This window comes from Thermoplasmatales archaeon, from assembly GCA_014361195.1.
GTDB lineage: Archaea > Thermoplasmatota > E2 > UBA202 > JdFR-43 > JACIWB01.
The window spans coordinates 38,379-55,931 of record JACIWA010000006.1 but is presented as its reverse complement, the minus strand read 5'-3'; the positions used below and the strand labels follow the sequence as shown (position 1 = coordinate 55,931).

18 protein-coding genes and 2 tRNA genes are annotated in these 17,553 nt (G+C 35.1%); 9 read left to right on the top strand and 11 right to left on the bottom strand.

All coding sequences use genetic code 11. The features are described 5' to 3' along the window. Positions 1-2: 2 nt before the first annotated feature. From H5T44_04725 to pdxS, 5 genes are read right to left on the bottom strand one after another with little or no spacing between them, the layout of a single operon-like run. Positions 3-2,315, bottom strand: a complete 2,313-nt coding sequence (locus H5T44_04725; GenBank protein ID MBC7081525.1) for a beta-galactosidase trimerization domain-containing protein — start codon at positions 2,313-2,315, stop codon at positions 3-5. After that, positions 2,312-4,837, bottom strand: coding sequence for an alanine--tRNA ligase (gene alaS, locus H5T44_04720; GenBank protein ID MBC7081524.1), 2,526 nt, complete (start codon positions 4,835-4,837; stop codon positions 2,312-2,314). The genes H5T44_04725 and alaS overlap by 4 nt, the downstream gene beginning before the upstream one ends. Continuing rightward, a complete protein-coding gene (locus H5T44_04715; GenBank protein ID MBC7081523.1) occupies positions 4,834-5,805 on the bottom strand; it encodes a D-glycerate dehydrogenase in 972 nt (323 codons plus the stop codon). The genes alaS and H5T44_04715 overlap by 4 nt, the downstream gene beginning before the upstream one ends. 2 nt (positions 5,806-5,807) lie before the next feature. After that, a complete protein-coding gene (gene pdxT / locus H5T44_04710; GenBank protein MBC7081522.1) occupies positions 5,808-6,377 on the bottom strand; it encodes a pyridoxal 5'-phosphate synthase glutaminase subunit PdxT in 570 nt (189 codons plus the stop codon). Next, entirely contained in the window at positions 6,374-7,357 is a 984-nt protein-coding gene (gene pdxS, locus H5T44_04705; GenBank protein MBC7081521.1) for a pyridoxal 5'-phosphate synthase lyase subunit PdxS, read from the bottom strand. Before pdxS ends, pdxT begins: the two co-directional genes overlap by 4 nt. Before the next feature lie 113 nt (positions 7,358-7,470). Between pdxS and H5T44_04700 the strand changes: the two genes are divergently transcribed. From H5T44_04700 to H5T44_04675, 6 genes are all read left to right on the top strand, one after another. Beyond that, on the top strand, positions 7,471-7,830 hold the full coding sequence (locus tag H5T44_04700) for a 50S ribosomal protein L18e (protein MBC7081520.1): 360 nt from the start codon (positions 7,471-7,473) through the stop codon (positions 7,828-7,830). Further along, a complete protein-coding gene (locus H5T44_04695; GenBank protein MBC7081519.1) occupies positions 7,831-8,244 on the top strand; it encodes a 50S ribosomal protein L13 in 414 nt (137 codons plus the stop codon). Beyond that, positions 8,232-8,627 carry a 30S ribosomal protein S9 gene (locus H5T44_04690; GenBank protein MBC7081518.1) on the top strand — a complete coding sequence of 132 codons (396 nt, stop codon included), beginning with the start codon at positions 8,232-8,234 and terminating at the stop codon, positions 8,625-8,627. Before H5T44_04695 ends, H5T44_04690 begins: the two co-directional genes overlap by 13 nt. Before the next feature lie 4 nt (positions 8,628-8,631). Further along, a complete protein-coding gene (locus H5T44_04685; GenBank protein MBC7081517.1) occupies positions 8,632-8,853 on the top strand; it encodes a DNA-directed RNA polymerase subunit N in 222 nt (73 codons plus the stop codon). A 41-nt stretch (positions 8,854-8,894) separates the two neighbouring features. Then, a tRNA-Arg gene (locus tag H5T44_04680) sits at positions 8,895-8,969 on the top strand. A gap of 3 nt (positions 8,970-8,972) precedes the next feature. After that, positions 8,973-9,045, top strand: a tRNA-Val gene (locus tag H5T44_04675). Here H5T44_04675 and H5T44_04670 read toward each other — a convergent pair. Next, positions 9,046-9,462 carry a UPF0179 family protein gene (locus H5T44_04670; GenBank protein MBC7081516.1) on the bottom strand — a complete coding sequence of 139 codons (417 nt, stop codon included), beginning with the start codon at positions 9,460-9,462 and terminating at the stop codon, positions 9,046-9,048. It abuts the tRNA gene before it with no gap. Further along, positions 9,459-10,514 carry an NAD(P)-dependent glycerol-1-phosphate dehydrogenase gene (locus tag H5T44_04665; protein MBC7081515.1) on the bottom strand — a complete coding sequence of 352 codons (1,056 nt, stop codon included), beginning with the start codon at positions 10,512-10,514 and terminating at the stop codon, positions 9,459-9,461. The genes H5T44_04670 and H5T44_04665 overlap by 4 nt, the downstream gene beginning before the upstream one ends. Positions 10,515-10,594: 80 nt before the next feature. On the opposite strand from H5T44_04665, the gene H5T44_04660 reads away from it, so the two are divergent. Further along, positions 10,595-11,734, top strand: a complete 1,140-nt coding sequence (locus tag H5T44_04660) for a formate--phosphoribosylaminoimidazolecarboxamide ligase family protein (GenBank protein MBC7081514.1) — start codon at positions 10,595-10,597, stop codon at positions 11,732-11,734. Positions 11,735-11,736: 2 nt separating this feature from the next. Here the strand turns inward: H5T44_04660 and H5T44_04655 are convergent, their stop codons facing one another. Together H5T44_04655 and H5T44_04650 are read right to left on the bottom strand one after the other, a co-directional pair. Then, on the bottom strand, positions 11,737-12,399 hold the full coding sequence (locus H5T44_04655; protein MBC7081513.1) for an Ig-like domain-containing protein: 663 nt from the start codon (positions 12,397-12,399) through the stop codon (positions 11,737-11,739). Further along, positions 12,399-13,844, bottom strand: coding sequence for a hypothetical protein (locus tag H5T44_04650; protein ID MBC7081512.1), 1,446 nt, complete (start codon positions 13,842-13,844; stop codon positions 12,399-12,401). The genes H5T44_04655 and H5T44_04650 overlap by 1 nt, the downstream gene beginning before the upstream one ends. A gap of 221 nt (positions 13,845-14,065) precedes the next feature. Between H5T44_04650 and H5T44_04645 the strand changes: the two genes are divergently transcribed. Both H5T44_04645 and H5T44_04640 read left to right on the top strand, forming a co-directional pair. Beyond that, on the top strand, positions 14,066-14,794 hold the full coding sequence (locus H5T44_04645; protein ID MBC7081511.1) for a PAS domain S-box protein: 729 nt from the start codon (positions 14,066-14,068) through the stop codon (positions 14,792-14,794). Positions 14,795-14,833: 39 nt separating this feature from the next. Continuing rightward, on the top strand, positions 14,834-15,703 hold the full coding sequence (locus H5T44_04640; protein MBC7081510.1) for a hypothetical protein: 870 nt from the start codon (positions 14,834-14,836) through the stop codon (positions 15,701-15,703). Here H5T44_04640 and cca read toward each other — a convergent pair whose 3' ends face one another. Next, positions 15,704-16,966 (bottom strand): CCA tRNA nucleotidyltransferase, encoded by a 1,263-nt coding sequence (gene cca, locus H5T44_04635; GenBank protein ID MBC7081509.1) that lies wholly within the window; start codon positions 16,964-16,966, stop codon positions 15,704-15,706. Continuing rightward, positions 16,963-17,505: an RNA 2',3'-cyclic phosphodiesterase gene (gene thpR, locus H5T44_04630; GenBank protein ID MBC7081508.1), complete on the bottom strand. Its 543-nt coding sequence runs from the start codon at positions 17,503-17,505 to the stop codon at positions 16,963-16,965. The genes cca and thpR overlap by 4 nt, the downstream gene beginning before the upstream one ends. Positions 17,506-17,553 lie beyond the last annotated feature (48 nt).

Genomic DNA, 17,553 nt, shown 5'->3' with positions numbered 1-17,553 from the left:
CATCATAAATTTTTTTCGAATAGGTTTATTATAAAAACATCTACTTTATCTTCTTTTATTTCAGAGTTATATGCGACAACTTTTATTTCATACTTTCCAATCGCAAATTCATTCCATGTCCATGAATATGGCTCAATTGTAGCAGTGCATTCAAGAGAATTATCAACATAAAACTCCACTTTTTTTCCATTTGTCTCCGCTTCTACTGTTATTTTGCCAATCACAAAAGCGCTTTTAGAGGGAATTGGAAATATCTCTCTATCCATCACATAAATCTTTCCAGCTTTTGGTTTTTTGAGTGATATATATAATGTTTCGTTAGTTTCAGAGAATATAAGATTGGCTTGCTCATTTATTCTAAAAGAGATTATCCTGTAACCATTTTCTTTTTCAAACTCCACATCTTTAAGTTCCCCCATAAAGTCAAGCAATTTAACATTTTTTAAATCCTTTCTTATTTTTACAACTAAATCCTTAGCTTCTGGAGATGCTTTTCCATATCCCACTCCATTAAAATTAATAATTCTTATCATTCTTTCATTTCCCCTTTTATATGGAATTCCTATAGCACCATCTATTTCATAATAGGGTTTATAATCCACTTTACCTATTAATTTAACAAACTCTTTTCTTATTCTCTCAGCCTCCTCTCTATTTCCATAATTTTCCCATGGTTGTGCGGACCATAAATAATATCTACCAAAAGGAGTTAATGAAAAAACTGATTTTCCTTTTCCATATTCATTTTCGTAAATTTCCCCCATTAAAGCTTCATTAATTTCAACACCAAAAACATCTTTTAGCAGGAAATCACTTCTTCGCCTTCCATATTCATCATAAAATGATGTTTCATTTATCGCTATAATCTTCCCCCCACCCACCACATATTCTCTTATTTTATCCGATTGGCTTTCATTCATGCAGGCGAAATCTGGTAATATAACCAAATTGTATTCAGAAATATTCTCGAAGGAAATTACTTTGAATGGTATGTTTGATTCAATTAGCATCATTAAAGTTCCAATAAATTCATCATGATATGCATAACCTCCCCATTTCCCTTTATCAAGATAATCTAATGTATTGCGAGAGAATAAAACCGCAACATCCGCTTCACTATCCCATCCATAAAAATATTGATAGTTATTTTCAATCCAACCGAAAAAATCATGCATAAATTTTTCATCAACCATTCCACACATGTGCTCTTCGCCTGATGTATAGTAATTGAAACCCATTGAAGAAACTATGGCGGAATGGAATTTTGCAAGTTCCACATCCCCTTTCTTAACATATGAGAGAAGCCATGAAGTATTTCTTCCCGCATTTCTATCAAAATCATACCATAATTTTAAGTTAGCAAGCATCTCAAGCCATGAATAGTATTGTACCCTATAAAATGGACCATAATATTCATGCGCTATCACATCACAAAAACAGGGTAATTTTGAGATATCGCACCCATTTTGAGTTATAAAAACGCTATGTGAAGATGTTTCTACAACAAGCTTGCAATCTCCGCTTATAGAATTTTTTAAATCTCTGATGAAATCAAGAATTTGCTTATATCGCCATTCAACAAATTTTAGCCATGTTTCATTATCCCAATCCAGCTCAACGGGTGGAGAAGGCATGATCATGCCCGTATCATTGTAAAAATCTTTCCTGCTTTCTTCATCAAAACTGCTCCACTGTTCACACCATCCTTCCCCGAATTCAAAGCAGAGATGAGGAACATCTATCCATATCGCATCTACCAGTGGAGATATTTCCTTGAGCCGATTTATTATAATATTTTTATATTCCTTATTGCTTGGGCTAAGCCATACATCCTCGCTTGTTTCATCAACCCAAAATGGCATACCAGGCATCGAACCATAAAAAACCGCTTTTCTCCCATCTCTTCCAATCTGTAACCAATCAGGGTGATCTGTGTATGTGCTCCATTTCCCATCATCATCTCTCCTATCCTTATTTAAGTCCGAATCAATTGTTTGCAATTCCAGAGGAGCTATATATACCATATATTTCACATCTGGGTAATTCTCTCGAATGTATCTCGCTCTTTCCTGGAATTCATTAAAAGATTCATTAAAGCCCATTATTCTTCCCTGATAGGTATCGCTAAAGCCCGCCCAGTCAAGAATAACATTCACACCATTTTTTACCAATCTATCAATTGCTTCTTCCCATGAAATATCTGAATAAATATATGGAGTAGATATTCTAGCACTTAAAGTCCAGTCATAATTAATTTTTCCATAAGGAACAAGGAGATTGGAGATTAAAATTATTACAATAAAAACTTTCTTCATTTTTCAATTTCCCTTTTTACCATTTCAACTATTTTTTCCTTCACTTCATCAACTCTATTTGCATCTATGCCAACTTGAGCTATTGTCTTTTTACCCCCTCCTCTTCCATTAAATTTCTCTATTATTTCCTTCGCAATTTTTGAGCAATCTAAAGCAACATCAGATGAGCAGGCAACTGTAATTATTGCATTTTCTTCCCTCAAGCTAGCTGACACGACAACCGCCTTTTCCTTCGTCAATTCCTTTATTGAAGATGGCTGAAGATTCTCTTCAACTATTATCTTTATTCCTCCCCATTCCTCCGCTTTTTCCTTTCCAAACTTCTCCTGCAGCCTTTTCAATTCTTTCCTCAAATCCTTGTTTTCTTTTTCCATTTTAACAACAGATTCAACAATCTTATCTCGCTGTGCATCTAAAATTTCAACCAATTTTTTTATAACATACTCCTGGTTTTGCACATACTCTATAGCCCTTTCACCCGCACAAAACCTTATTCTTTCCACCCCATCCTGAACTCTCTCAATCCCTATTATCTTTATCAACCCCGCCTCACAGGTATTATTGATATGCATCCCCCCGCAAGCCTCCGCCTCCACACCCTGAATTTCAACTATCCTTACCACACCACTTTTTGGTGCGCCTCCCTGATATATTCTCATTCCATATTTCTTCTCCGCTTCATTCCTTTCATAGAAACCCTTTCTAACCTCTATTCCTTTCCTTACAACCTCATTTGCCACTTTTTCTATTCTTTTTGCTTCTTCTTCACTTATCCTCTTATAATGAGTTATATCAAGTCTTGCCTCATTCTCATCTAGCTCACTCCCAGCCTGCCACACATGTTCGCCAAGAATTGAGCGAGCGGAATAATTTATGATATGGGTTGCGGTATGATGAATCATCATTGAGTATCTTCTCTCCCAATCAATAATTCCTTTAACTTCACCCTCTTCTATATCCCCTTCTATATAATGCAGGATAGCATCTCCCGCCTTTTCCACTTTTATAACCCTTGCCTTTTTATCATTTTGAATTAAATAGCCAGTGTCACTTTTCTCCCCTCCTCCTTCTGGATAAAATAGAGTTTTATCTAGAATAACAAAATTTTCTCCTTTAAAAATAACTCTTGCATCAAATTCTTTCTCATATGGCATTTCATAATAAATTTTCAATGTTTTATATGGATAAAATTTCTCCTCCTCCTTTTCTTCTCTACTTTTTAAATGTCTCTCCGCGACCATTGATTCAAATTTTTCTGGAATTTCAACATGCGTTATTTCCTTAACAATTTCTGGATGGATTCCATGAGAATCATAAAGCTCAATAAGTTCTTCTATTCCAATCTTTTTGTATCTTGATAAAATAGCCTTTCCCCTCTGTACTATTGAATCAAATTTTTCTTCCTCAATTTCAAGTATTTCTTTTATTCTGCTTTTTGAGTTTTTTAATTCAGGAAAATCTTTCCCCATCTCGTTTATATGCAAAGATACAACATCAAATAAACTCCCTTCATATGAAATTTTTTTCATGAAGCGAAGGGCCCTTCTTATAACAAGTCTTGCAAGATAACCCGCTCCAGAATTGGATGGAATTATTCCATCAGATAGCATAAAGGTAATGCATCGAGCGTGATCAGCAATTGCATATATCTCTTCCATTCTAGGAACTTTTGCTTTCTCCAAAATTTCATCAACCGCATACTTAAAGATTGCATCATACACTGTCTTGCTTCCGTTAGTTAGCCATACAAGCCTCTCCAAGCCATAACCAGTATCAACAACTTGAATAGGCATTTTAGCATATCTTTCTCCCTTAATCAAAAACTCCCCATCCTTCTCCTCCCTCAAATTCATAAAAACAAGAGTAGCAATCTCAAGCCCCCTGCAAAGAACTTCGAGGCATGCGCCCGCATTGCCCCCGCCCGCCCATTCCGCCTCCTTGTAAATTACATTCTCTATTCCAATTTCTTCCATGAATCTGTTGCAATATTCTACCGTTTCCTCCGTCCAGTAAATCTTTTCGTGATTGTTGAAGGCATGATGACCCATCATTTCGAAAAGGGTGAGATGGCGACCGCTTTTTCCTACTTCTTCCAAATCATTTAATCTTATGCTTGGCTGGGAAATTACAAGGGGGTTTGCGGGTGGTTTAACCATACCACTTGTCACATGGGGTTGAAAGTTTGCTATTGATGCAATTGTAAGATAGATATCATCCCTCCATCTTGCTACAACAGGATAGCGATCTATTATTTTATGCCCGTTTCTTTCAAAAAATGATAGGAATTTTTGCCTCATACTGTGCAAATCGCTTTTTTTCCCTATAGGGTTACCTATAAAAGAATAGCTAACGCAAGGAGCATCACCACATCGCTCTTCATCCCCTTTAATCCAAAAGAAAGATCCACAGATATTACACTTTCTCCTTTTAAACCCCTCTCGCTCAAAGAACTTTAGCTGAAGCAATTTCTGCAATTCATGATGCATTGTATAATATTGGGAAAATATATATTTATTTTTCATCTATAATTTATTGCTTCCGGATTTAAACATTGCGGGGGTATTTTTCCATTTAATGCAGATATTACATTTTCAGCAACCATTATTGCCATCTTTGTTCTAGTTTCATAAGATGCTGAGCCAGTATGAGGAGCAAGCACAACATTTTTTAAAGAAAGGAGTTCCTCACTTACCTCTGGCTCATTTTCATAAACATCCAGCGCTGCACCTGCTATCCATCCTTCTTTGAGAGCCTTTACAAGCGCTTTTTCATCCACACATTTACCACGGGAAGTGTTTATAAGGTAGGCGGTTTTTTTCATCATCCTTAGCTCATTTTCTCCTATTATGTGATATGTATCTTTGGTTAAAGGGAGATGAAGAGAAACAAAATCAGATTCTCTTAGCAATTCATGCAAGCCAACAAATCTTGCATTTGTCTCATTTTCAAATTCTTCATCTCTACGCTTACCATAATACAAGATTTTCATCGAAAAGCCTGTTGCACGCTTCGCAAAAGCTTTCCCTATTCTACCCGCTCCTATTACTCCCAGAGTTTTTCCATATATATCTCTTCCCAACAAAAGCATAGGAGCCCATCCCTTAAATTTTCTTTGCCTCACAAATTCATCCCCTTCAACAATTCTTCTAGCAATCGCCATCATTAAGGCCCAGGCCAGATCCGCAACTGTTTCAGTAAGAACACCTGGGGTGTTTGTTATAAATATTCCTCTTTTTGTCGCTTCCTCAATAGCTATGTTATCTACTCCAACCGCATAGTTCGCTATTATTTTAAGATTTTTTCCTTTCTCAATAACCTCTGCATCTATCCTATCTGTTAGCAAGCATATCAAAGCATCCTTTCCTTTAACTCCTTCTATAATCTCTTCCTTACTTGGAGGGGCATCTCCTTCATATATCTCAAGCTCGTGCCCTTTTAACAAATTCAATCCTTCTTCAGGCAATCGCCTTGTAATGAATATTTTTGCCATGGTTATATATCAGCCATTTTTAAAAAATATTCATGAATTCTTGTGTCTTCTGTAAGCTCTGGATGGAAAGATAGGGCGAGAATATTTTTTTCTCTTGCCATAACTATTTTATCATCAAATTTTGCAAGCACCTCTACTTTTTCCCCCGCTCTCTCTATCAAAGGAGCCCTTATAAAAATGCAATTAAAATCCCCTATATCCTTTATATTTAATTTTACTTCAAAACTTTCCTTCTGCCTTCCAAAAGCATTCCTTCTCACCCATATATCTATAAGACCTAAAGAATTGACTCGTTCATTTTTTCCAATGACTATGCATCCCGCACATGTGCCCATGATTGGCTTGCCTTTGCTTGCAAATTTTTTAATTTCATCCGCAACCCCACTTTTATGCATTAATTTTGTTATTGTGGTACTCTCTCCCCCAGGAATAATCAATGCATCCGCTTCTCTTATCTCTTCCTTATTTATAGTTGCGAAAGCATGTCCCTTGCCTATTTTTTCAATTGACTTATTTGCTATTTCAACATGCTCCTCAACATCCCCTTGAAATGCAAGAACTGCAACTTTCATAACCCTCTTATCTCAAATTTTTCAACGAGTTTATCTATTTCTTCTCCTTTCATTGCTTCTCCTAATCCTTTCGAGACATCCGCAACAACTTTCGCATCTTTCCAATTATTCGTCGCTTCAACTATAGCCATTGCATAGGCCTTTGGATTAGATGATTTAAAAATTCCAGAGCCAACAAAAACACCATCTGCACCAAGGTACATCATCATAGCTGCATCTGCTGGAGTTGCTATCCCACCCGCAGCAAAATTTACAACTGGTAGCCTTTTAAGTTTCTTTATTTCAATTAATATCTCATAAATTCCCTCGCTAATTTGCTCCAGCGTATAATTTTCATATATCTCAATCCCTTCATAACTTATACCATCCTTAGAGACTTCTTCTCCAAGCTTTAGATAAGCTTTTGAGTATTTTTCCGCGAGAGATAAAATTTCTTCCTCACTCATTCTTGCTACTTTATTTATTGAAAAATTTATTATCCTCATATGCTTCACTGCTTCAACAACATTGCCTGTGCCCGCCTCACCTTTTGTCCTTATCATTGCCGCCCCTTCCCATATCCTTCTGCATGCTTCACCCAAGCTTCTCGCACCACAAACAAAAGGAACAACAAATTTTCTCTTATCTATATGGAAAAAATTATCAGCGGGAGTTAAAACCTCACTTTCATCTATCATATCCACTCCTAATGCTTCAAGAGCTCTTGCCTCCATTACATGCCCTATTCTGCACTTTGCCATCACTGGAATTGTCACCGCATCCATTATCTCCTCTATTTTCTCGGGATCCGCCATCCTCGCAACCCCACCACTTGCTCTTATATCCGCTGGCACCTTATGCAGCGCCATCACCGCAACCGCCCCTGCCTCTTCAGCAATCATCGCCTGCTCAGCATTAGTTACATCCATGATTACTCCTCCTTTCTGCATTTTTGCAAATCCTCTCTTTATCAGCTCAGTCCCAAATCTAAGCTTCTCCAATTCCATACTCCTATAAAGGTTTTATATATAAATTCTTTTAGCAGTGCTTTGATAAACTCAATCAATTAAGGGAAAGCATAAATCTTATAAAATAGTTCATTATACTTGCCTAAATGAAAAGAAAGAAAACTAACCCCCAACTAATAAAAACAATAAATATGCTTAGAGAAGTTGCTAGAAGAAATAATTCTCGAATATGGGAAGTGATAGCAAGGAAGCTAGAGAAGCCATCAAAAAATTTTGCGGAGGTAAATGTTGGAAAAATTGTGAAAAATTTAAGGGAAGGAGAAGTAGCAATTGTTCCTGGAAAAGTTCTTGGGTTGGGAGATGCAGGAAAAATTGAGGTTGCTGCTCTCAAATTCTCAAAATCAGCAAAAAAGAAGATAGAAGAAGCGGGAGGAAAATGCTATAGCTTAGTTGAGATTGCGGAAAAAAATCCAGAAGGAAGTAATGTAAGAATTTTAGGTGGTTAAATGCGAGTTATAGATGCTACTGATGCTCCTCTTGGAAGGCTTTCATCTGTTGTTGCAAAAATGCTTTTGCAGGGAGAGGAAGTATTTATTGTAAATGCGGAGAAAGCAATAATAAATGGAAATAAAAAAGAGATAATAAGAAGGTATATGGAAAAAAGGAAAATAGGGGGAATGAAAAGAAAAGGGCCATATTTCCCGAGATTACCTCATATGATAGTTAAAAGGGCTATAAGAGGAATGCTTAAATACCAACAACCAAAGGGTAGAAAAGCTTATAAAAGATTAAAAGTATTTATTGGCTTACCTCCTGAGCTGGCGGATAAACAAATAGAAAAAACAAATTTCAAAAAATCAACAAATTATATAACCCTAAAAGAATTATCTAGCTACTTGGGTGTAAAATGGCCGAAGTGATATCTTACGGGAAAAGAAAAAGTGCAATAGCAAGAGCATACATAGAAAAAGGAAAAGGAGTGATAAGAATAAATAAAATCCTTCTGGATGCATATCCAAAATATTTCCAGCAAATTGCAGGAGAGCCAATTCAGCTCGCTGAAAAATACAAAGATAAAATAAACATAGATGTAACCGTAAGTGGGGGAGGCCCAATAAGCCAGGCGGAGGCGGTGCGAACCGCCATAGCAAAAGCAATTTGCGATTTTGTTAATGATGAGGAATTGAGAAACCTTTACATGCAGTATGACAGAACACTTCTGGTGAGTGATGTAAGGAGAAAGGAGCCCAAGAAACAGCTCGGAAGAGGAGCAAGGAAGAAGAGGCAGAAATCATATAGGTGAAAAAATGATTATTCCTGTAAGATGCTTTACCTGTGGAAAAGTAATTGCCTCCGCATTTGAGGAATACAAAAAAAGGGTCTATCTCAATGGTGAGGACCCAAAAAAAGTTTTGGATGAACTAAATATAAAGAGGTATTGCTGTAGGAGAACAATAATCTCCCACCCTGTTTTTATAAAAGATGGAGAAGTGAAGGAATACATTGATGAAGCAGCTCAATATGAATAAATCGTAAGAAATATTTTAAAAACAAAAAGCTTTTCATTTTAGGGCGTGTGGCCCAGCCAGGATAGGGCACTGGCCTTCTAAGCCAGTGGTCGCGGGTTCAAATCCCGCCACGCCCGCATGGGCTCGTGGTCTAGAGGTTATGATGCCTGCTTCACGAGCAGGAGGTCGAGGGTTCGAACCCCTCCGAGCCCATCAATCAATAACTACTTTTTTTAGTTTATATCCCTTTGCGCATTCAACTTCTCCTAAAACTCTTAATATCCTGTATTCTTTTTCTTTTATCTTTGAGTTGCAGATCTGATATTCATTGCAAGAAAATTCATTGCATCTTGTTGGTTTGAAGCTTATAGATGTAGCTTCCGCTTCTTGATCCTTCACATTCACTTCATAAGGTATTTTTTCAACTTCGACCGCAATAACGCCTCCTTCATGCAATGGGCAATCATGCTTTTTTTCTCTTATCCTCAGTATTTTATAAATCCTTCCTTCTTCAAGATTTGAGCAAACCGTTTTTAGTTTGCAATTCTTGCAAGTATTTGTTGTTCCATAATATATAAACTCATTTCCTTCCTTTGCCATCTTTACCCCAACAAGTGTTACAACCATCATACCACCCCCGTTATTCTAACAATTTTTTCAGCAGCATCTTTTGTAATTCCATCTGTTCCAAGAATAGTATATCTATTCGGTCTTATTTTATGAGCAATTGTAAGAGCTTTTATAACATCCTTTCTATGAAGTCCTATTTCTTTGGCGGTTGTTGGTGCGCCTATTTCCTTCAATGTATCTCTTATTCTCTCCCAATCTCCTCCATGAAGGTACATCATCATTATTGCTCCAATTCCACATTTTTCACCATGCAAACCCTTGCCAGACGAAATTTTATCCAGCGCATGAGAGAACATGTGCTCCGCTCCGCTTGCGGGACGAGATGAGTTTGCAACACTCATTGCAACTCCAGAAACAATCATTGATTTCACCGCTACCCATACTCCTTCCTCTATACCTGGCTTTATAATATTTGCATTGTGAATTATTGATTTTGCTGCTGTCTCAGCCAAGGCGGATGCAAAAGAGCTATAATACTCCCCTTTAACCCTCTCCGCTAACTTCCAGTCGAGTATTGCGGTTAAATTGGATAAAACATCCGCACACCCTGAGGCAAGCATTCGGTAGGGTGCTTTAGAGATTATTGAAGTATCCGCAAGTACAGCGATTGGGGACGATGCCTCTTTCGATAAAGATATTCCATTTTCCTTTATTGATGCCATAGGAGATGCAATTCCATCATGAGATGCTGCGGTTGGAACACTTATAAAAGGCAGATCACATTTATAGGAAGCAAGTTTTGTAACATCTATAACACTCCCCCCGCCAACCGCCACCATAAATTCAATTTCATTTTTTTTTGAAAATCTCTGTACTTTTCTCACCTCACTCATTGTAGATTTTTCAACAGAAATTGTACTTATTTCATAATTCTTATTTAGTAAGGAATAGATTTTATCTCCCGCAATTTTTTTCGTTATATTTCCTGTTACAATTAGACCTTTTTCTTTAACCCTTACTCTACTGCATAAATCATTTATCTCTTCCATTACATCGTGTCCCACAACAACCTCGCGAGGAAATTCCATCTGCTTTGATTTGCTAAAAGGCATTAGTTATTATACAATATTCAAAAATATAATTTTTGCTTTTTACAAGCGATTAAATTAAAATATGTAATGTGTTTAACTTCATGATTGAGAAAAGCCAAATAATTGAAATTTTAAAAGAATATGATCTTGAAAATATAAGTATATCCGCTATAGCATCTCACTCCGCTTTGGACGTTTTTGATGGCGCAAAAGAAGAGAATTTTAAAACAATAGCCATCTGCCAGAAAGGAAGAGATAAAACATATAGTATCTATTTTAAGAGCAGGAAAATCGGTAAAAGAGAAATTGGTATAGTGGATGAAGTAATTAATCTGGAAAAATTCAGCTATATAATAAATGAGGAAAATCAAAAAAAGTTAAAAGAAAGGAATGCGGTTTTTGTTCCAAATAGGTCATTCACTTCCTATTGCAAAATTGATGAAATTGAGAATAATTTCTTCATTCCTCTTTTTGGCTCAAGAAAACTTTTAAGAATAGAGGAAAGAGAGGAGGAAAAGAATTATTACTGGCTTCTTGAAAAATGTGGATTGTCCTTTCCGGAGAAGATAGAAGATGCAAGAGATATAGATGAGCTATGCATAGTAAAGCTTCATCACGGAGTTAAAAAACTTGAGAGAGGTTTTTTCACTTGCTCTTCCTATAAAGAATATAAAGAAAAATCTGAAGCGCTTATAAATCAAGGAGTGATAAATAGAGAGGATTTAGAAAAAGCAAGAATAGAGAGATATATAATAGGGCCAGTATTTAATCTTGATTTCTTCTATTCTCCCTTGCTGGAGCAAATTGAATTGCTTGGCATAGATTGGCGTTTCGAAACAAGTTTAGACGGGCATGTTCGCTTGCCCGCGGAGCAACAGCTAAGCCTGTCAGAAAAGCAAAGAATACCTGAATATACTGTATGCGGGCATAACAGCGCAACCCTGCGAGAGTCGTTGCTTGAAAAAGCTTTTATGCTCGGTGAGAAATTTGTGGAAGCTTGCAAAAAATATTATGATGGAATAATCGGCCCCTTCTGCTTGCAGACATGTGTTGACAAAGATTTGAATTTTTATATATATGATGTAGCACCTCGCATTGGAGGAGGAACAAATATACATATGGCAATTGGTCATCCTTATGGAAATTCGTTATGGAGAAGCAATATGTCAACTGGAAGGAGAATTGCTCTTGAAATTAAAATGGCAATTGAAAATGATAAGCTGGAAGATATAGTTACATAGATTTATCTCCCGAATATATTTATCAATTGCACTTCTTCTACCATAATTTCATTTTTATTTCCCGCATTATCATATGCTATTGCGGTTATATTATAAACTCCTATACCTCTATTTATTTCCCACTCATATGGAGGCTCGTATTTTTCCAATGCTAAATTTTCTCCCATATAAAATTCAACTTTTTTAACCCCAGAAGTACTATCATTCGAGCTGGCTATTATATTATATCCACCTATTATCATTGTATCATGGGGTATCCTAGGCGTCAGTATTTTTTTACCCCTGAAATATATGTATCCTTTTTCAAAATTTTCAAAATTAATGCTCGGCTTTGTCCTATCTATTTTTATTGTTAAATTTCCTCTTGCTTCATTATTTTTTCCATCAACAGCAATATATTCAACAAGATAATAGCCATCTTGATTAATACTGTAAGGAATTCCTACATATTCCCGCCATTGCTCGCCATTTATTCTATATTTTATTTCTTTTATCCCGCTTTCATTATCATACGCATTTATTGATAACCTTACATCGCTAATAAACCAGCCCGCTTCACCTTGCTTTCCATCAATTTTTATTTCAACTACAGGCGGATTTTTCTCACCCAGGCATCCAAAAAGGATTAAAAGCAATATGGCGGGAATAAAAACCCATTTTTTCATTACCACCATTCCCCGTTAAATCTCTCCAAATCCAAATTTCCCCAGTCATCATAATCATTTTTTCCATGGGTTCCATCGGAATAATCAACAAGCTTAAACACATATCTATAATTCATGCAGCTTTTATAATTTCCATATTCCCAGTATTCTTTCTTCCATGGGAAGCGAGTATTTTCATTATCACATCCCTCAAAATATGCAAGCCCGAGGGTATGCCCAAGCTCATGCATATAAACACTTGCCATAGCGGTTATATAATCGCTTCCCTGCAACCTTATACTCCACATCCAATTTCTAACATATTGCCCCCCAACACAGTGGCTATCGATATAAAACATCCTCCCGCCCGCCGGGCGCCCCTGCCACCCCATCTGACAGATTATTATGCTGTAATGAAACACACCTCTTCGCCAATTGTTTGGATTGCCATTTAAAAAGTATTTTAGGCGAGCAGATTGCAGTTCATCGCCGTACATTTTTTCATCAAATGGAATTAAATCTCCTCCACCACCCATTATGCCATCGTCAAAATGTATAGTTATGTTATGCTTTGCAAAGGCATTGCATATCATCTGCATGCTTTCCTTTGGTAATACGTAGTCTCTTTGCCATGGGTATTTCGCTTTCATTCCGTCAACTTCTACAAAAATATCTTTTGCAAAAGGATCAGAAAGCCACTGGCTTGTTAAATATTCTTCATAATTTGTGAGTCCATCTTTATCCACATCAAGATTTTTGTGATCATCCCAAACTAAAGGGTTATATCTGTATTTATCTTCCCAATCGCAGGGTATGCCATCTCCATCCAAATCAATATTTCCATAGCTTTTGTTCTCATCTAGACCATATTTTCTTTTCTCATACTTTGTCATTCTATCGTCTGTTTCGTCATATAAAAATATATCAAACCATATCTCATAATCATCTTCTCCATAATTTCTATCTTCATAACCAGATGAATGACCATATCCATTTGTATCATTCAGGAAATCATCTCCTTTCCACTCACCACTTTCAATATCAAATAACAACTCTAAAGATTTTCCATACAGATAATCTCCTTCCTTCCTTGATATATCACATGGCTTATCCACAATTCCCTTTTTCCACAGCTGTATTTGTATACTAATCTTACCTGTTTTATTCACAAATTTCCATGCCATTGGCCATTCAAAATATATATCCATGCCTTCATAATATTCCTCCCAAAAAACCGAGTTTTCTCCATCTATATATATTTTGAAGTATATCTTGTTTTTTTCCATATTCAAGCTTCTAACTCTTTTTATAAATACGACAATTGCATTTTCATTAATATTTTCAGTAACCGATGGAGAAAAAAATTTTTTATCAACAGTAACAATAACACTATCCTCTGTTTTTTCTTTTCCAGCTATTGATGGCAATAAAAGAAGCGCGCATACCGCAAACACTTTTTTATTCATGTTAAATGAAATATTTAATTATATAAGAATTTAACCACGCTTTTTCATTTTTGCAAATTTTATTCCTCGAAATTTAGAAAAGATTAAATATAGAATTTTTTTTCTAAACGGGGACTGGGATCATTAAAGAAATAGACGAAATAATTGAGGACCTTCCAGCAGGCATAATTTATGTCGGCGGAGATGGGAGTATTATATATAAAAATAAATTTTTCTCAGCAATGGATGAAAAAGAAATTCCAAAATTTGTAAAAAATGAAGACAAAATATGTAAATTAGGTAAAAGATATTATTCAGTAAAAAAGATCAATGAGAAAAATGGCAAAATATTACTTGTTGAAGATGTAACAGAAAAGATAATTGCGGAGAATGCTCTAAAAAATTCTGAAAAAACTTTTAGAACAATATGTGAAAATTCGTTAATAGGAATTATAATACTGAAAAATAAGAAACCTGTTTATATCAACAAGAGATTTTCGGAAATTATAGGATATGAAAGGAAAAAAATAGAAAAAAATTTCTTCGAGTTAATTCACGAAGATGATATAAAAAAATTCTGGAAAATTATAGAGGATGGAGTAAGTGTTATAAGATTTTTTGATAAAAATAATAGGATAAGATGGTTTGAAATGTGCGGTTGCGAGATAGAGTATAGAGGAAATGCACATCTCCTGAATGCAATAGATATAACAAAGAAGAAAGAAATGGAAATGAAATTAAGAGAATCAAACGAAAAAATGAGGAAAACCCTGGAGAAAGAAAAGAGATTTTTAGAGGAAATTTCTCATTATTTCTTTAATCCGCTTTGTATTGCAAAAGGTTATCTTGATCTCTCTATTCCATGTGCTGAAGAATCTTTGAGAAGAAAACTTGAAATAACAAAAGAAGCAATCATAAGAGTTGAAAATGTTGTAAAACATATTGTTATGGAAGGAAAGATATACGAATAAAATAAAAAAATTTTTAATAAAAAACCTGTTTAGGTTAGAGTGGAAGAATTAAAAATCGCTGAATTAGAAGATAGAAAAAAGGAATTGAAAAAAAAGATGGAGGAAGCAAAAAACTTGAGGGATATTTTAAATAAGAAACTAAGCGAGTTAAGAAAGAAAAATAATGAATTAAAAGATGAGTTAAAAAGAAAAAAGAAAGAAGCATCGCTCCATAAAAAGATGAGAGATGAGATAAATAAGGAAGTTGCAATGGCTAAAAAAAGAAGAGAAGAATTGAACAAGCAATATGGAGAAATAAGGGATAAATTAGGAGAGCTACAAAAAAAATTTTTCTCTGACGGAGTTTCGTTAGATGTATTGTATAAAAAAAGAGATGCTCTGGAGTTCAAACAAATGACAAGGGCTCTGAAAAGGAAAGAGGAGGAAGAGCTCATCGAAAAGCTGGCGTCTATAAATAAGGAAATAATGGAAAGAGAGAACGCTCTAAGAAATAATCAGGAATTTAAAAAATATTTAGAAATGGAAAAGGAGCTAAAAGAGGAAAGCGATAAGGAGCATGAAAGAGTAAGAGAGCTGGCAGGGAGAGCTCAGGCGGAGCACGAAAAAATGCTCCAATGCTTGAGTGAGGCAAGAGAAATATTGAATGAAATAAAAAAAATTGAGGAGGAATATATAATAACAAAGATAAATGCGGATAAGGCGCACAATGAATTTCTCAATTATCTCAACTCCATAAAAGGGATAGAAAAGATGATAGAAGGTAAAGAGGAAAAGGAGAAAGGAAAGAAAATAGAGAAGGAAAAAGATGTATTAATTAAGAAGGCGGAAGAACTGTATGATAAATTTAAGAAAGGAGAGAAGTTATCGACAGAAGATTTACTACTTTTGCAAAGAGTGGGACTAATATAATTACCTTTGCCATGGTTTTTTTTCACAGAGATACTCGCTCCAGAAATTTACAAATTTTGATAAATCTTTGTAATCGCATATTTTGATTTCCTCTTTTATCTCATTTATATTTTTCCCGAGATTTATCTCATATAAAAAATCTTTAAGAAGGGAGATTGCATTCTTATACTCTCTCTTTATCTTTACATGAATTCTTCCCCTTTTCTCGAAGGGTTCTCCAACTAAAAGCTCGCTATTTTTCCATTTTTCAATAAATGTTTTTACATGCTCTTTCTCTTTTAGTGGAGGACCAACATGCAATTTTACCTCTTCTATAAAAATTTCTTTCAATTTTAATGCAATAAAAACCTCTTCATTGGTAAACCAAACCTTGTCAATAACTTCAAAATCGTATTTCTTCATTAAATTCTCCATACTCTTTGCCGCTTTTTTAAGCTGAGGATACAGAATGTCATCAACAATCTCGGGCTTTTTAAAACATATTCCAACAAAATTTTTTATTTTTTCCTCTATCTCTTTTCTATCCATTAACTTTACTTGTCTAGGAAAGAAAAATTCAATTTTTGGTTCTTTTAAAAATTCTTCAGATGCTTCAACAAAAAGATCCAATTTTTCTTTTGAAAGAGCGGCAGCCACATTTCTTGAATCATCAACTGGATCAATAAAATATGGTTTAATTTCTTTGGCATTTTTTAAAACTTCTAAGAAACTGCCATATTTAAGGATTAGCAATTCTACGAGATAACCAGAAAAGCCCTCTATTTTCGCCTCCGCGCCATAACAACCTATTCCCTTCAGAAATTGCTTTAGCAATCTAACCTCATTTTTCATTTCTTCCTTTAAATTCTTTTTTATATACTCTGTATGAAAAGGAGTTCTATCAACCGCACTCATCTTCTTATCAGGGCTTTTTATCTTATAGCATGGCACTATATCAACTAAATATCCTTTATAGAATCCTCTTATATACGGATGTTCCGCATACTGAATTTTCCATTCCTTAAGAATTTTTTTACCGATAGAAATAGCTATTTTTTGCATTTCCTCCTTACTGTAATCTGTTGGAAAAAGAATAAAAAAATCTATATCAAGAGAATTTTTGAGATATGTATCTTTTGCAACAGAGCCAACTAGCATTGCTTCCGTGTGCGGTGGCTTTATTTTATCTATTGAATTTTTTATTTCCTTTAATATTTCCTCGATTTCTTTTTTCTCCTCTTCGCTTGGTGAAATTCTCTTCAGCACCTCTTCCAATATTTTCATAATAATATCTCTTCCAAATCTTTATATATCGGCCCTTCCGGTCTTAATATGCTCTGCTTGAGCTTTATGGAATTGCAATCTATTTCCCCGAAATATTTATTCTTATTTTCCTCAATGACCTTTAAAACTTTTTCTTTATTCTCCGCGCTTTTCATTCTTGCTATGGTTATATGGGGTTTATAAGATTCCTCTCTTCTTATTCCATATTCAACGAGTTTTTCATCGATATAATTCGCTATTTTTAGAGTTTCTCCATTATCATGGAATCCCATCCATATAACCCTTATGTTTCTAAGATTTGGAAAACATCCCAAACCCTCTATTCTTCCTTTAAAAGGTTTTAAACCTTTAGTTGCTTCTTCCATCACTTTCTTTACATTTTCTTTTAGCGATTCATCTATTTCTCCAAGGAATTTTATTGTAAGATGTATGTTATCTAATTCAACAAGTTTAAGTTTTGCTTTGCTCTCTTTTAACATTTCAAAAATTTTTTTAATTTCATCATTTGGCCTAACATCTATTGCAATAAACGCTCTCATTACGTTAATATCCTTCCAAATATATCTTTTTTACCAAATACAAAAATA

Coding starts and splice junctions, on each gene's coding strand:
- H5T44_04725 (MBC7081525.1), bottom strand. CDS start 2,315: ATGAAGAAAGTTTTTATTGTAATAATTTTAATCTCCAATCTCCTTGTT.
- alaS (MBC7081524.1), bottom strand. CDS start 4,837: ATGAAAAATAAATATATATTTTCCCAATATTATACAATGCATCATGAA.
- H5T44_04715 (MBC7081523.1), bottom strand. CDS start 5,805: ATGGCAAAAATATTCATTACAAGGCGATTGCCTGAAGAAGGATTGAAT.
- pdxT (MBC7081522.1), bottom strand. CDS start 6,377: ATGAAAGTTGCAGTTCTTGCATTTCAAGGGGATGTTGAGGAGCATGTT.
- H5T44_04700 (MBC7081520.1), top strand. CDS start 7,471: ATGAAAAGAAAGAAAACTAACCCCCAACTAATAAAAACAATAAATATG.
- H5T44_04695 (MBC7081519.1), top strand. CDS start 7,831: ATGCGAGTTATAGATGCTACTGATGCTCCTCTTGGAAGGCTTTCATCT.
- H5T44_04690 (MBC7081518.1), top strand. CDS start 8,232: ATGGCCGAAGTGATATCTTACGGGAAAAGAAAAAGTGCAATAGCAAGA.
- H5T44_04685 (MBC7081517.1), top strand. CDS start 8,632: ATGATTATTCCTGTAAGATGCTTTACCTGTGGAAAAGTAATTGCCTCC.
- H5T44_04670 (MBC7081516.1), bottom strand. CDS start 9,462: ATGATGGTTGTAACACTTGTTGGGGTAAAGATGGCAAAGGAAGGAAAT.
- H5T44_04665 (MBC7081515.1), bottom strand. CDS start 10,514: ATGCCTTTTAGCAAATCAAAGCAGATGGAATTTCCTCGCGAGGTTGTT.
- H5T44_04660 (MBC7081514.1), top strand. CDS start 10,595: ATGATTGAGAAAAGCCAAATAATTGAAATTTTAAAAGAATATGATCTT.
- H5T44_04655 (MBC7081513.1), bottom strand. CDS start 12,399: ATGAAAAAATGGGTTTTTATTCCCGCCATATTGCTTTTAATCCTTTTT.
- H5T44_04650 (MBC7081512.1), bottom strand. CDS start 13,844: ATGAATAAAAAAGTGTTTGCGGTATGCGCGCTTCTTTTATTGCCATCA.
- H5T44_04645 (MBC7081511.1), top strand. CDS start 14,066: ATGGATGAAAAAGAAATTCCAAAATTTGTAAAAAATGAAGACAAAATA.
- cca (MBC7081509.1), bottom strand. CDS start 16,966: ATGAAAATATTGGAAGAGGTGCTGAAGAGAATTTCACCAAGCGAAGAG.
- thpR (MBC7081508.1), bottom strand. CDS start 17,505: ATGAGAGCGTTTATTGCAATAGATGTTAGGCCAAATGATGAAATTAAA.